This window comes from Streptomyces sp. NBC_01314 (assembly GCF_041435215.1).
In the GTDB taxonomy this organism is placed as follows: Bacteria; Actinomycetota; Actinomycetes; order Streptomycetales; family Streptomycetaceae; genus Streptomyces.
Window position 1 is genome coordinate 10,896,029 of record NZ_CP108394.1, and the last position, 14,047, is coordinate 10,910,075.

Sequence of the window (14,047 nt, forward strand, 5' to 3'; positions counted from 1 at the left end):
CCGATCCGAAGCCGATCGCCGTCGGTGCATCAGGGCTGACGGCGGCCGTGTGTTCGGCAGGAACGGCGGCACGACTCCAGACCCTCCGGCCCCGTCCACGTCCTGTCCGGGTGGTCCGGTCCACCGCACATGGAGATCCACCGGCGGGTCGGATTCGGCCGGCCTGCCCCCCACCCTCCGTCGTAGGAATCACGGTCATGCCCCACCCACCCCGTACCGACGTTCCACCACACCGCCTGAACACGACGTCTGCCGACGGCGGTGGGCGGATCGCCGTTGCCGAATCTCCTACCTGCACCTGAATCTCCGTTGCCGGGGAGACTCGCCGCCCGCGATCCTGAGGCCATGAGGTACTACGAATGCAGCTGATGCTGCGTCAGTTCAGGCCCCGGACCGGGCCCCACGAGCACCGTGTCGTCCAGCCCCGGCGGCCCCTGCGCCATACTTCTCTGCGCGCTCCCCACCCCATCGGCATGCTGCTCGGAGACCACGACGGGCTGAACCGCCTCGCGGGGCTGCTCTCCTTCGCCGCCTACTCACGGCACACCATCGTCCACGTACCGCTGCGCGACAGCCTGCCGCCCGACGAGGGCGTCGGTGAGCTGGTCGACCTGGTCCTGGCCCACCACACGCTCGGCCTGCGCCCCAGTAAATGGCCCGAGATGCGGCGCAAGCTGGTCAACGGCACCCCACTGACCGCCCGCACTGACGAGGCCCGCACCACTCGGGACGCCACCTCCTGGCGCGAACGCTGCGAACGGGCCGACAACCGGGACGAGTTGCGGCACGCCACCCACGCCCGGACGTTCTTCCTGTTCGGCAGCCGGGACGTCTTCGCCGAGACCGCCACGTCCCTCGCCCACGCGGCGGGCTGGGGCCCGCACCAGAAAGGCGTGGCCAAGGGTCATTCGGCGCTGATGACGGCGCTCCCGACACTGGTCCAGGCACCCGGTGGCGGGCACCCCGTCGAGGTGCTGGTCTGCTTCAAACCGTATCCGCCCTATGCCCACTTCAGACGACCAGGGCGATAAGACGGCCGCCGATCACCGATAGTGGTGGTGTTCGGAGCGCTGATCTCCGTGCCGGCCAACCTGCTCGTCGATCTCGTCCACCCGCTGCTGGACCCGGCGACGGAGGGTTGCCGGTCAGCGGCCCAGGGCTTGGCGACGACACTCGACGCCAGTTGAGGTGGTGCGACTTTCGTGTTGCGCGTGGGGTAGTGCCGGCCCCCCTCAGCCGCTTCTGGGCGGACACGTGGGAGCGGAGCAGAGGAGCGATGCTCGCCACGGGCCTGGTCGACGACACGGCCGTCGACGTGGCGGTCCGGTACGTGGGCTCCGACGAATGCGCTGAGCTGTCGGCCGGCATGCTCACAGCTGCGGTCCACGATCGGGACCCAGAAGACATCGTGCCGATCGTGGCCCGCAGCCCTTGCCGCATCGCCCACATCGCCCGCATCACCGGGCTGTACGGCGTGCCCCGGCGTCCGGTCGCTCGTCAGGGCGACCGCGTCGCTGAGCACCAGCACACCGCAGGGCGTGACGAGTCCGACCGGCGCCGCGATCACGCGGTCGCGCTCGGGGAGGTGCATCAGCGTGAGGCGCGCGTGGACGAGCCGGTCCGGCCGGGTACGGAGCCCGGGCGGTGATGTCGGCCTCCACCACGTCCAGCCCGCGGCACGGGCCGCGCCCTGGGAAAACGCCCGTCGCGGTCCATAGGCGAGCCCGCTCGCCACCCCGGCCTCGTCGAGCAGGCGGCGGGAGACCGTGCCCGTGCCGGCACCCACGTCGAGGCAGCGCCACCCCGGGCCGGCCCCGAGTGTCCGCAGCCGCGCCATGGTGGCGTCGTCGTAGGCGAGGGTGCCGAGGTCGACGCCCTCGCCCTCGCCTGTCTGTTCCGGACGGAAGACGGCCTCGCCGTAGCGGCCACAGCCCGAGGCGTCCCCACACGGAGCGCCGGTCACGCCGCGCCCGGTGTGACGCCAGGGCTGTGGTCCTTGCCGAGCCCTGGTGCCCGGTCGGTGAGGGACTGGAACAGCGGGTCTTCGAACGCTCTCATGTGCGGGTCCCTCAAGAGAGAGGGGGCAGGTCAGGGGTTCACGCGCACCCGAAGACCCTGCGCTGAGCGCCCCCGTGGGCGTTCACGTCTGCTCCGCGAGGGGGCGCACGGTGCCGCCGTCACCCGCATGCCCCGCCCGAGCGTCCGCTTCCGGTGTGCGGGGAACCAGGCCGATCAGCAGAGCGCCGATGATGCCGGGCACGGCCAGCGCGTAGAAGTTCCACTGGAACGCCAGCCCGGCACCGATGATGAGTCCGAGCAGCGGCGGAGCGAGCATCGATCCGAGGCGGCCGAAGCCCAGCGTCCACCCCAACGCCGTGGCACCCATCCGTACCGGATAGTGCTTGGAGACGTAGGCGAGGACGAACGTCTGCGTTCCCATCGCCCCGACCCCGCCCAGTGCGACGGCCGCGTACAGCACCGTGGTGGGCAACCGCAGGCTGAGCAGGATGACGGCCACGCTGGACACGAGGAAGGTCGTGGTGATGATCGGCTTGGAGCCGAGCCGGTCGGCCGCGAGCGAGATGACGAGCGTGCCGATGACGGCTCCGAGGTTGAACACCAGAAGGAAGCCGAGCGAGGAGCCCGCGGAGTGGCCGGCGCGTCGCATGATCTCCGGGAGCCAGGTGTTGAAGCCGTAGATCATGAACAGGCACAGGCACGTCATCAGCAGGAAGCACAGCGTCGCTACGACGTAGCCGCGCGAGAAGAGAGTCCGCACCGGCGACTTGTTGTCCAAGTCGGTTCCGGACTTGTTCGACTCGGACGCCGGGTCGGCCTTTCGCTCGTCATCCAAGGCGATGTTCCAGCGGTTGGCGGTCTTGTCCGCCTCGGCGTGCCGCCCTTGTGCCCGGAGGAAGGCGATCGACTCGGGCAGGAGTTTGAAGGCCAGCGGCACGACCAGGAGAAGCGGTATGAGGCCGAGCAGGAACATCGCCTGCCAGCCGAACCGTGGAATCACGAAGATCCCGGTGAGAGCCGCGATGATGCCGCCGACAGGAAAGCCGCTGAAGAGGATCGCGAAGACCAGGTTGCGCGACTTGGGGTGCGAGTACTCACCGCTGAGTGCGCTGGCGGTCGGGAGCACGCCGCCGAGGCCGAGGCCGGCGAGGAACCGGAAGAGGCCGAACACCTCCGGAGAGGTGGCCGTCGCGCACAGGCCGGTCATCACCGAGAACCAGGCGAGGCAGCAGATGAGCAACTTGCGGCGGCCCAGCCTGTCGGTGAGCGTGCCGACCGTTGTGGCTCCGATGAGCATCCCGACCAGGGCGAAGGAACCGATCAGCCCGGCCCCCGCGGGAGTCAGTCCCCATCCGGGTTCGTGGAGAAGGGACGGAATCACCGCGCCGTAGATGACCACGTCATAGCCATCGGAAATGACAGTGATGCCACAGATCGCAAGGACGAGCAGTGTCACGGGAGGCCAGGTGGCGCTGGAGTGACTTCCTCTGTGACTGATTTCGTGCATGACGGTTCCTCTCACAGGGCTTCGCTTTTCGGTGAGGGTTCTCGTGCTTCGGGTGTGCCGTGTGGACGTCCTGGTGACGGCGTCCGCCGGTGCCACCCGCACGTGCGGAGGGTGAAGACATGCCCGCTTGGATCAGCGGGATCGACTCTGGTGCGCGGGCCGCCGGGGCGGCCGGGTGCCTCAACTCATGCGAGGACGGCGGATCTCCTCGCTCATGTCGTGTCCTGCCCGGAGGGCTCCGAGCCGCAACCGCTGATTCCTGACTGCATCGTCCGCGACCCACCTCGCACCGCTAAGTGTGCACAGTATGGCGGGTCTGTAAAGAGCAGGGTGCGGGAAACCTGAATGCGGGTCGCCGGAAAACCGCGATCATCTCTTGTGGTGGGCGGGTGTGGTCGTCCCTCCGGGTAGGTCTCGTCCACTGCCGGGGGTGCCGCCCGTGCGAGGCGCCGCGCGTCGCCATGGCCCTGTGTACGGCGGCAATGCGGCTCAACACGGCCCAGGAAGTGCAGGCGGGTGCGGCCTTGGGGCTGGACGCGGGCCCGTGGTCACGCGTTGACCGTGGAACCCTCGCTGAGGGGCGTCGGGGTGTGCGGCGCCGGCAGGTTGGTTGCACTCCGATAGCAACTCAAAGTGTATGCAGTGCTGGGATGCCCCCGGGCCGCTGGTGTTGGCAGTTCCCGACTTCGCCCCCTAACGGAGACGGGGGCGCTGCTCAGGTCTCCTCCTGGCCGCGAACGTACGGGCGCGAGCCAGGAGAATGTCCATTCAGCGGACATCGTGATGACCGTCGTGGGCACTGTGCCCCACTCTCTGTCCCGGGCCCTGAGGCCCTCACGGGATGGGTGGAACGTGGACGGCGGGCCGGAGCAGACCTTCGGACGGAGTCGGCTGCCCTGTTCGCGGACGTGATGTCCCGACCGGGTCCTGCCGGCCTGCCGGGCTGCGGACGGGGACGAGCGGTCCTGCCCGGTGTCGAGCCTGAACCGGCCCTGGCTGGACCGGGAGAGCCGCCGCTGCCGTTGGCCGGCGACCACGCGCCCGTCCCGCTCAAGGACGAAAGGAATCAGGACATGCCTATGACCGGGACGTCACGAGCCCCCGGAGGCCATGACGCCGGCTCGGCCGACAGGTCGTTGACGCGGTTCGAGCACGAGACCCTGCCCCAGAGGGTGTGTTTCGCCTCGGGCGAGTCGGCGGCGACGGTACGGGCAGAGGTCGAGCGGCTCGGTGCCGCACGGGTGATGGTGATCGCGGCAGCCGCGGAAGAGGAGCTCGCGCAGCAGGTCACCGCGGGTCTGCCGGTCGTGCTGCGGTGGAGCGAGGTGGTGATGCACGTTCCGGTGGAGGTGGCCGAGCGGGCGCGCGCCGCCACGGCCCGACATCATGTGGACTGCCTGGTCAGCGTCGGTGGAGGGTCCACCACCGGCTTGGCGAAAGCGATCGCGTTGACCACGGACCTGCCCATCGTGGCGGTTCCCACCACGTACGCGGGCTCGGAGGCCACGAGTGTGTGGGGTCTCACCGAGCAGGCGCGCAAGACGACAGGTGTGGATGCGCGGGTCCTGCCGCGGTCCATCGTCTACGACGCGACGCTGACGGTGTCCTTGCCGGTGCCGATGAGTGTCGCATCAGGGCTGAACGCGCTGGCGCACTGCGTCGACGCGATGTGGGGTCCCCGCGTGGACCCGATCGACCGGGCGCTGGCGGCAGAGGGAATCCGGGCGCTGGCGACCGGGCTGCCCGCGGTGGTGGCCGATCCGGCGGGACTGTGGGGCCGGGAGCGGACGCTGTACGGGACGTATCTGTCGGCGGTGGCGTTCTCGTCGGCGGGTTCGGGGCTGCATCACAAGATCTGCCATGTCCTGGGGGGCAGGTACGACCTGCCGCACGCCCAGACCCACGCGGTGGTGCTGCCCTACGTGCTGGCGTTCAACGCATCCGCCGCCCCGGAAGCCGAACAACGGATCGCGGCCGCGCTCGGCGCGGAGTCGGCCATCGAAGGCCTGCAGCGGCTCCGGCGCGACGTGGACGCACCGAAGGCACTGCGCGACTACGGGCTGCGAGAGGCCGATGTCGACGACGCCGTGCAAGGCGTCCTGGACGTCGTCCCGGACAGCAATCCCCGTCCAGTGACGGCCCACGACCTCCAGCGCCTGCTGCGTTCGGCGTGGGCGGGCACGGACCCGAGCACGATGGTTGATGGCAAGGAGGACTGCTGATGAGTGAGAAGAACGGCGACGCCGACGCGCAGGTGGCAGCTGACCAGCAGGCGCGTGAACAAGCCCTGGTCGAGCAGGTCGTGGCCTCGTTCGAGACGGCCGAGGACCCGCGGCTGAAGCAGTTGATGCAAGCGCTGACCCGGCACCTGCACGCCTTCCTGTGTGAGGTGCGTCCGACCGAGGCGGAGTGGGCGTCCGCGATCGACTTCCTCACCGCGGCCGGGCACATCACCGACGACAAACGGCAGGAGTTCATCCTGCTGTCGGATGTCCTCGGGGCGTCCATGCAGACGATTGCGATCAACAACGAGGCATACGCGAACGCGACCGAGGCGACGGTGCTCGGCCCGTTCTTCGTCGAGGGCTCGCCAGGGATCCCACTGGGCGGGGACATCTCCTTCGGCGCCGCCGGACAGCCGTGCTGGGTCGAGGGCACAGTCACCGGGACCGACGGCGAACCCGTCCCGGGAGCACGCATCGAGGTGTGGGAAGCCGACGAGGACGGCTTCTACGACGTGCAGTACGACGACGACCGCCTGGCGGCACGAGGTCACCTCGTCGCCGACGAGAACGGCCACTACCGGTTCTGGGCGATCACCCCGACCCCGTACCCCATCCCGCACGACGGCCCTGTCGGCGCCCTGCTCGCCTCCGTCGGCCGTTCCCCCATGCGCGCCTCGCACCTGCACTTCGACGTCCGGGCCGGCGGAAAGCGAACCCTGATCACCCACATCTTCGTCCGGGGCGACGAACTCCTCAGCAGCGACGCCGTGTTCGGTGTCAAGGAATCACTCATTCACGACTTCGTGGAGCACGCTGTGGGCACCCCCACCCCCGACGGACGCGATCTCGCGGACCGTACCTGGTCCAGCGTCCGCTTCGACATCGTCCTGGCTCCCGCGCACACCGGCTGGATCCATGGGCACGACGCGGAGCCGGCCGTGCGAGAAACACTGGCGACGCCCTGAGCGGACCTCCCGGTCGCTGCCACTGTGGGGAGAAACCGGGCGGCAGCAGGCGTCGGCACAGCCCTGCCGTCATTGCGACGGTATGGGCAGTTTTTCGGACGTGCTGGTGTCGCCGGGGCGCAGGCCACGAAGACCCTGGGCATCGTCATCGAGCACGCGTCCGACACTGGGCGTCTGAACGATGCGTCCCCGGAAGAGGTGTGGGCTTTCTTGCCCGTGATGGCCTCGGGAAGCGTTGTCGGCTTGTGCGTGGTCTCGCTCGCGGTTCTTGGCACATGCCGCCGCGTTCATCGCCGGCCCGATGGCAGAGAAGCCCGGATGCAGTCGTACGACACTCAATGGAGGTCTTCCATGCCGGCAACCGAGACAGATCAGCACGAGCTTCGCCGACTCGTCGACAACTGGGCACTGTGGCGCGACGCCGGCGACTGGGACCGGTTCGCCACCGTATGGCACCCAGCGGAGGGCTGGATGACGGCCACCTGGTTCCAAGGGCCGGCAACGGACTTCATCGCTGTCAGCCGGGAAGGTTTCGAAAACGGCGTCAGCATCCTGCACTTCCTCGGCGGACACACCGCCGACGTCGTGGGCGACCGTGCCGTCACCCAGACCAAGATGACCATCAACCAGCGGGCCGAGGTCGACGGAGTCGAGGTCGACGTCGTCTGCACGGGACGCTTCTACGACTTCTGCGCGCGTCACGAGGGCGCGTGGAAGATCGTGCGGCGCCAGCCGATCTACGAGAAGGGCCGTCTCGACCTTGTCGATCCGTCCGCGACGCTCAGCCTGGACCGGGAGCTGCTGGGCCGTTTCCCCGTCGGCTACCGCCATCTTGGGTACCTGCAGACCAAGGCGGGCTTCACGGTGAAGACCGGGCTGCCGGGTCTGACGGGCGAGGTGGTGCAGCGCCTCTACGAGGAAGGCGCGAAATGGCTGGCCGGCGCGAGCACTCCGGGCGACGCTCACTGACTGTCGCGCCGCCGGAGGGCCTGGTGTTCGAGCGGTGCTGCACCGATGTCGTGCGGCACCTACCGAACGCCGGGCGTGCTGCCATCGGTGCACGGCCCGAACCATGGGCGGTGGACAATGCGCACAGCGTCTTCGCAGTTCGCAGTCGCCGTTCGCGCTGCGTGCGGTGCTCGCCCATATCGCCGCTGTCGCGGTCGGCATCACCCTCCGCCCGACGACCTGTCCGGCTCAGTGCATACAGTGACACCTCTCACTGCTCAGTGCCCCGGCGGGTCAAGTCGGTCACAGCCTGGTTGTTACGCCCTTTGGCTACTGAATCTGCATACACATCGCTAGACTCTGCCGGCATGAGCACGAGGAGCAGCGACAGTCCCCGGGAACAGCGGTCGGCGGAGAACGGAAGCGAGGCGCAGGCCTCGGCCGTGCCGACGGCCGGGGCACCCGGGGCCGTGGGCGGACGCCGGCTGGCCCTGGACGTGCACGCACGGCTGCGGGACATGATCTTGAAGGGCGAGCTGCCTCCTGGCTCGGCCCTGCTTCAGGCCGAGATGGCACGGAAGCTGGGCGTCAGCCGCACACCGATGCGTGAGGCCTTCCGGCTGCTTCAGGAAGAGGGGCTCATCGACGCACGGCCCGACCAGCGGGCGAGGGTGCGGGGAGTGGACCCCGAGGACCTGGACGGTGTCTACGGAGCTCGCATCATGCTCGAAACGCTCGCTGTGAACGTGACGGCCAAGTCGCTCGTGGCGGGGGACCTGGAGCGCATGGGCGAAGCCCTGAAGCGTATGCGGGAACTGGCGGGACAGGACCTGCCGGACAAGTGGCACGCCGCGCACAGGGAGTTCCACGGCATCGCGACCCAGGCTGTGGGGTCGCATCTGCAGCGCATGTTGGCGTCTCTCGGCGAGCACAGCGAGCGCTACATCCGGCTGGCCCAGCTGGGAATGCCCAGCTCATGGGCCCGGGCGCACGCAGATCACGAAGCGCTGCTGGAGGCGCTGCGCCTGGGTGACCCGGACGAGGCGGCACGGGTGATCGCCCGCCATCTCGCCCGTACCGCTCTGAACGTCCTGGCGGACATCGCCCCGGAGTACGAGCCCGCGGCCACGCGGACCGCGCTCGGGATCGCGGGGAACGGGCAGTCCTGATGCCGGGGTCGGCCGGATGGTGGCGCGTCTCCTGCGGGGGCACAGCCCCGCGGAAGCACAGCCGGCCCCGCACATCAGGGAACTGCACGGGACGCGGGATACCGCGTCCCGTGTGCGCTGCTCCTCCCCATCGCGTGGGCGCGCGATCGTGTCGGCACGCAGGGAGTGAATCCCGCGCATCGCCGTAACGGCGTTTCCGAAGCGTCAAGCCGGGGCCTTCGACCTGACCATGGCACCGGCTTCACTCGGCAGGCGGGGGCCTTTACGCGTCCCAGTCGCCGGGGCCCAGGGTGAGCGCCACCCGCCCGAGACAGTTGTCGTCCTCCATGTAGCGGTGGGCATCGGCGGCCCGGGCGATGGGGAAGGTGCGGTCGACCACGGCACGGAAGCCGTTCTCCACCTGTGTCCACAGTTCCTTTACCGCGGCCGGGTTGCCCGTGCGTACCCCGATGATGCGGTGGCAGTCGGAGTACACGCGGCGCAGGTCGATCTTGACCTGGCCGCCGAGGAAGGCGCCGGAGGTCACCACGGTGCCGCCGCGGGTCAGGGAGTCGAGGGTGGCGTCCCAGACGGCCGGGTCACCGAGGTTGTCGACGGCGATGTCGACGCCGCGACCGCCGGTCACCTCGCGTACCCGCTCCACGAAGTCCGGCGCGTTGGTGTCGAGCACGACGTCGGCTCCCGCCACGGCCATGGCCGCGCGCTTCTCCGCCGAGCGGGAGGTCGCGATGGTCTTCGCGCCCAGGTGCTGGGCGTAGGCGGCCGTCGTGGAACCGAGTGCGGACGACGCGCCCTGCACGAGTACCCAGTGTCCGGGGCGGAGCCCTGCCTGGGTCATCTGGTTGGCGGCGACAGCGCCGAGGAGCGCGAGCGAGGCGGCCATCGCGGCGGGAATGCCGTCCGGGACCTTGTGGACGTTGCGCGCCGGCACCGCACAGTACTGCGCGTAGGCGCCGGGGTGGTGGGTGCCTATCACGGTCAGGGAGTCGCAGACCTCCTCGCGGCCGTCGGCGCAGTAGGCACAGGTGCCGCAGGCGACACCGGGCAGGACGGCCACGCGGTCGCCGACCTGTACGGAGTCCACGCCCTCGCCGAGGGCGGCGACGGTGCCGGCGTGGTCCGCGCCCAGGATGTGGGGCGGTTCGATCGTGGCGTAGGGGTGGTCGCCCGCGCGGGCCGTGAGGTCGAGGAGTCGGCCGATGCCGACCGCGGCGACCTGCACGAGGACCTCGCCGGGACCGGGACGCGGTGTGTCTACCGCGGCCCGCTCCAGCACATCCGGCGGCCCGAACCTGCGGAACAGCATGGCCCACATGGTTGAGGGAACCGGCAGCGCCTGCGACCAGCCGAACTCGGAAGGGGCCAGAGTGCCGCTCATGACGCCACCACCTTGTTCTCCAGGCGACCGATGCGCTCGATCTCAATGACTATGTCATCCCCGGCAGCAAGGAATTCCCCGCGCGGTACTCCGCAGCCGGCGGGTGTGCCGGTGAGGATGACGTCTCCCGGTTCCAGCCGGGTGATGCGGCTGGCCGCCGCGATCACCTGCGGGATCTTCACCATCATCTGCGCGGTGGATGAGTCCTGCTTCAGTACACCGTTGATGCTGAGCTGGATCTTCAGGTTCTGTGGGTCGGTGATCTGCCAGGCAGGCACCAGTCCCGGGCCGAGCGGGCAGAATCCGTCCTGGCCCTTGTGGCTGACCCAGTCGTAGGTGAATGGCTCGGCGACGGGCTTGTCGGCCTTGATCCGGTCCCGCGCCGAGATGTCGTTCGCCACCAGGTAGCCGGCGACATGGTCCATGGCCTGCCCGGGCACGAGGTCGCGGCCGCCACGGCCGATGACGACGGCCAGTTCGGCCTCCCAGTCGACGCGGGCACCCGGGTAGGCGGGCAGGGGCACCGGATCCCCTGGTCCCGTCACGGTCGTCGTCGGAGGTTTGAAGAAGAAAAACGGGTCCCCCAGCTCGTCGGGGCGTTCGCAGCCCATCTCGGCGATGTGGTCCCAGTAGTTGGCGCCGGCGCAGAGCACCTTGCCGGGATACGTCAGCGGCGGAGCGAGTCGGGCACCCGCTACGGAGTCGGACGCGGTCGGCGCCCAGTCGCGCAGCAGCGGCGCGAGCGATTCCCACCGGCCCAGCACCTCCATGAGCGTGAGGCCTTCTGTCCCGGGCGGCCCCTGGACCACGGCTCCGTCGGTGTACACACCGACAGCGACTTTCTCCGAGTCATCGACCCGGTACTGCACCAACGACCATTCAGACGGTGTCATGTGTTCCTCCGACAAGCGGCTCGATGAAAGCAGGAGCACCATAGTGGATACACTTTGGGGAGGGAAGGGCTGAGGGAAGGGCAAACCTTCGCCCCTCTGTGAGGCGGTCCTGCATGCTCCAGGCCGGAAGGGCCGGAAGGGCCGGAAGGGCTGGAAGGGTCGATCGAGGCCGGCGTGTGCCGGGAGCTGCGGGAGGCATCGACCCGGCTGCATGACATGGGCCGTGCGCAGCAGGGTGGGGGCACCATCGCTCGGTGCGCGGCCCATCGCTTCCTGCGAAGAGAGCACGGTGAACGTGATGTTCGTGCGGGGCGGCAGTGGTGGCGCGACCGGCGCGCGCCACGCGGCACGTCGTCAGGAGCGTCGCGGCTGTTGGCGGGGTTGCGGCCAGGGGTGTATCAGGTGGTCCGGCTGCCCGCCCGGCATCTCGCCCGTGCCGCGCGCCCAAGCCGTCGAGAGCCGTGATCCCGGCTGCGGGGCCCGGAACGTCCAGGTGTCGACGGGCGTGATCTGTGGTCCCGGAACGGAAAAGGTTTAGCCGGCATCTGGACGTTCGGGTACTAGATGTGTGCACACTTGGCTTGGGTGCTCGTGTGGGACGCGGGTTCACCAGAACCATGAGGAGTGCACATGTTGCGTGTCATCGGTCTCCTGCACTACGGACTCCAGGTGCCGTCACTGGATACGGGGGCGAGCTTCTACAGCGCGTTCGGACTGGAGGCGGCGGAGCGCGGCAATGCGGTCGTGATCCGTTGTGACGGCCGGGAGCAGGACCAGACGTTGCTGATGGAGGGGCCGGTCAAGCGGTTCCACCACGTGGCGTTCGCGGTGGAGCCTGAGTCGCTGCCCGAGTGGCAGCGGCACCTGGAGCGCCTGGGTCTGAAGTTGTTGGACGCGCCGACCGAGGCGCCCGGCGGGCTGTGGTTCCGCGATCTCGAGGGGAACCTGGTCAACCTTCGTGACGAGGGGATCGCCCCCTGGCGCGAGTTCGGGACCAAGGACGCGCACGACGCCAACGTCGGAGACCGGGTCCGCCGGATCGACCAGGCCCGCTGGCGGAGCGCGACCGAGGAAACCAGCCCTCAGCGTCTCGGCCATATGCTGATCTTCAGCTCCGATGTGAGCGCTTCCGAGGCCTTCTACACCCGTACGCTCGGGCTGCGGCTGTCGGACCGCATCGTCGGCGGACCTGTATTTCTGAACTCGGGGCCCGGCGACCACCATGTCTTCGGCTTCGTCCCGGGGGAGTACCCCGGTCTGCACCACTCCAGCTGGATGGTGTCCGACATCGACCAGATCGCCAGGGGCGCGCAGAACATGGTCGCCGAGGGCTACACGAAGGGCTGGGGTTTGGGCCGCCACACCCTCGGCTCGAACCTCTTCCACTACATCCAGGACCCGTGGGGCAGCTGGATCGAGTACTCCAGCGACATGGACTGCATCACCGACAACTGGCAGCCGAACGACTGGGAGGACCTTCCGGCTGCCATCTGGAGCCCCGGGGAGCCACCGGCCGACTTCATCACCAACCAGGAGGCGAAGCCCACCTGACTGCCGTCACCTGACCGCCGTCATCTGACCGCCCGGACGCCCCGAGCCGACGGCCCGACACGTCCTGCCTTCTGACGCAAAGGAACCACCCATGCAAGGGAGTTCGTCATGTTTCCCGCGCTGAGAGAGCTGCGCCCGCCCGGCGAGCCCACCCGACAGCTGACTGTGGGCGTCTTTCCCGGTTCCGGCAACGTGCATCTCCACCACGCCATCGACTCCGGGTACTTCCAGCAGGCCGGGCTCGAGGTGAACGTCGTACAGGTCGTCTCCTCCGACCAGCAGATACTGACTTCGGCGTTTTAGGGTTAGTTCGGTCTGTCGAGAGCGAGGCCCGTCCCGGCGAGGAACCCGCCGAGGATGCTGTGCCGGTACTGCAGTGCCTTGAGCCGTCTGCGGAGCAGGGTCTCCAGTTCGCTGAGGGTGCGGGCGGCCAGGTTGGCCAGGCTCCGCTTGATGTGCGCCCACAGGCCCTCGACCGGGTTGAGGTCGGGCGCATACCCGGGCAGCAGGACCACCGTCAGCCATTCCCGCTCGGCCACGAGTGCCTTCATCGTCTTGGAGGTGTGGGTGTTCAGCCGGTCCCACACCACGATCAGTGGGGCCTTGAGCAGGTGGTGGGCGCCGTCCAGGAGGTGGATGTAGTCGCTCTCGCCGAGCGAGCGGCGCTCGCCCTTGCGGCCGGTGTGCCGGCGCAGCCGGTAACACAGGCGGGCGGGCAGGCCGGGCCGGTAGCACAGCAGCCCGGCTACCGAGAGCCGTCCCCCGCTGCGACCGGGCACTTTGACCTTCGGGGTGATGCCGCGTCGGCCCCAGGTGCGGCCCTTGGGCGGCCGACCGGTCACGCCCGCTTCGTCCTCGAAGCAGAGATACGCGCCGGTCGCCGCCCGGAAGGTTTTACCTCCTGCCAGGTCGCCTCCCGCCATGCGGTGATCGCGTCCTCGTCGCGTTCGGCGGCGGGCCGGGCGGGCATCTGCACGCTGAAGCCCATCCGGTGCAGCAGCCGGGTCACCCCGGAGACGCTGTAGGAGAGGTGGAACTTCCGCCCGATCAGCGTGCGTACCCTTGCGGCGGTCCACACCTGGTCGTCCCTCCAGCCGTGCGCGGCCGGCCCTTCTTCCAGCCAGACGGCGAGCTTGGCCTGCAGGTCGGGGCCGAGTCGGCAGTCGTAGCCCGGGGGCCCTTGTGAACGCAGCGCTTCCCGCCCACCTGACGCCCACACGCGGCGCCACTGGTAGACCGACTTCTCGCTCACCCGTAACTCCCGGGCGATGCACGGGACTTTCACATCCTCCTCGAAGAGATCAGCGGCCCGCATGCGTACCTCTTCGCGCCGCGTGCGCTGCTCGGCGGTCAAACCGCCCCCGTCCGGATACCGCATACTTCCGGGCTACC

Annotated in this window: 14 protein-coding genes; 9 read left to right on the plus strand and 5 right to left on the minus strand. The window is 69.1% G+C overall.

Annotation, left to right across the window (positions count from 1 at the left end; translation table 11 throughout):
• The first annotated feature begins 359 nt into the window (after nt 1-359).
• The 3 genes from OG622_RS48065 to OG622_RS48075 all read left to right on the plus strand — a co-directional run bounded on the left by OG622_RS48065 (nt 360) and on the right by OG622_RS48075 (nt 1,648).
• Nucleotides 360-1,031 carry a hypothetical protein gene (locus OG622_RS48065; RefSeq protein WP_371583614.1) on the plus strand — a complete coding sequence of 224 codons (672 nt, stop codon included), beginning with the start codon at nt 360-362 and terminating at the stop codon, nt 1,029-1,031.
• A 27-nt stretch (nt 1,032-1,058) separates the two neighbouring features.
• Nucleotides 1,059-1,187 carry a hypothetical protein gene (locus OG622_RS48070; RefSeq protein WP_371583616.1) on the plus strand — a complete coding sequence of 43 codons (129 nt, stop codon included), beginning with the start codon at nt 1,059-1,061 and terminating at the stop codon, nt 1,185-1,187.
• A gap of 89 nt (nt 1,188-1,276) precedes the next feature.
• On the plus strand, nt 1,277-1,648 hold the full coding sequence (locus OG622_RS48075) for a hypothetical protein (RefSeq protein WP_371583617.1): 372 nt from the start codon (nt 1,277-1,279) through the stop codon (nt 1,646-1,648).
• 492 nt (nt 1,649-2,140) lie between these two features.
• Here the strand turns inward: OG622_RS48075 and OG622_RS48080 are convergent, their stop codons facing one another.
• Nucleotides 2,141-3,526 (minus strand): MFS transporter, encoded by a 1,386-nt coding sequence (locus OG622_RS48080; RefSeq protein WP_371583618.1) that lies wholly within the window; start codon nt 3,524-3,526, stop codon nt 2,141-2,143.
• Nucleotides 3,527-4,599: 1,073 nt separating this feature from the next.
• Between OG622_RS48080 and OG622_RS48085 the strand changes: the two genes are divergently transcribed.
• From OG622_RS48085 to OG622_RS48100, 4 genes are all read left to right on the plus strand, one after another.
• Nucleotides 4,600-5,748: a maleylacetate reductase gene (locus OG622_RS48085; protein WP_371583620.1), complete on the plus strand. Its 1,149-nt coding sequence runs from the start codon at nt 4,600-4,602 to the stop codon at nt 5,746-5,748.
• Entirely contained in the window at nt 5,748-6,716 is a 969-nt protein-coding gene (locus OG622_RS48090) for a dioxygenase (RefSeq protein ID WP_371583621.1), read from the plus strand. The genes OG622_RS48085 and OG622_RS48090 overlap by 1 nt, the downstream gene beginning before the upstream one ends.
• Nucleotides 6,717-7,067: 351 nt before the next feature.
• On the plus strand, nt 7,068-7,685 hold the full coding sequence (locus tag OG622_RS48095; RefSeq protein WP_371583622.1) for a nuclear transport factor 2 family protein: 618 nt from the start codon (nt 7,068-7,070) through the stop codon (nt 7,683-7,685).
• A gap of 347 nt (nt 7,686-8,032) precedes the next feature.
• Complete coding sequence (locus OG622_RS48100) at nt 8,033-8,833, plus strand: GntR family transcriptional regulator (protein WP_371583624.1); 801 nt, start codon at nt 8,033-8,035, stop codon at nt 8,831-8,833.
• 262 nt (nt 8,834-9,095) lie between these two features.
• Here OG622_RS48100 and OG622_RS48105 read toward each other — a convergent pair whose 3' ends face one another.
• Together OG622_RS48105 and OG622_RS48110 are read right to left on the minus strand one after the other, a co-directional pair.
• Complete coding sequence (locus OG622_RS48105) at nt 9,096-10,211, minus strand: zinc-binding dehydrogenase (RefSeq protein WP_371583625.1); 1,116 nt, start codon at nt 10,209-10,211, stop codon at nt 9,096-9,098.
• Nucleotides 10,208-11,104: a fumarylacetoacetate hydrolase family protein gene (locus tag OG622_RS48110; protein WP_371583627.1), complete on the minus strand. Its 897-nt coding sequence runs from the start codon at nt 11,102-11,104 to the stop codon at nt 10,208-10,210. Before OG622_RS48110 ends, OG622_RS48105 begins: the two co-directional genes overlap by 4 nt.
• A 630-nt stretch (nt 11,105-11,734) precedes the next feature.
• Between OG622_RS48110 and OG622_RS48115 the strand changes: the two genes are divergently transcribed.
• Nucleotides 11,735-12,655, plus strand: coding sequence for a VOC family protein (locus OG622_RS48115; RefSeq protein WP_371583628.1), 921 nt, complete (start codon nt 11,735-11,737; stop codon nt 12,653-12,655).
• Nucleotides 12,656-12,763: 108 nt separating this feature from the next.
• Nucleotides 12,764-12,958, plus strand: a complete 195-nt coding sequence (locus OG622_RS48120; RefSeq protein WP_371583630.1) for a hypothetical protein — start codon at nt 12,764-12,766, stop codon at nt 12,956-12,958.
• 2 nt (nt 12,959-12,960) lie between these two features.
• Here the strand turns inward: OG622_RS48120 and OG622_RS48125 are convergent, their stop codons facing one another.
• Entirely contained in the window at nt 12,961-13,497 is a 537-nt protein-coding gene (locus OG622_RS48125; protein ID WP_371583632.1) for a transposase, read from the minus strand.
• The gene (locus tag OG622_RS48130) at nt 13,494-14,033 is read right to left on the minus strand and encodes a winged helix-turn-helix domain-containing protein (RefSeq protein ID WP_371572729.1); all 540 of its coding nucleotides are present in this window, start codon (nt 14,031-14,033) and stop codon (nt 13,494-13,496) included. Before OG622_RS48130 ends, OG622_RS48125 begins: the two co-directional genes overlap by 4 nt.
• Nucleotides 14,034-14,047: the final 14 nt, after the last annotated feature.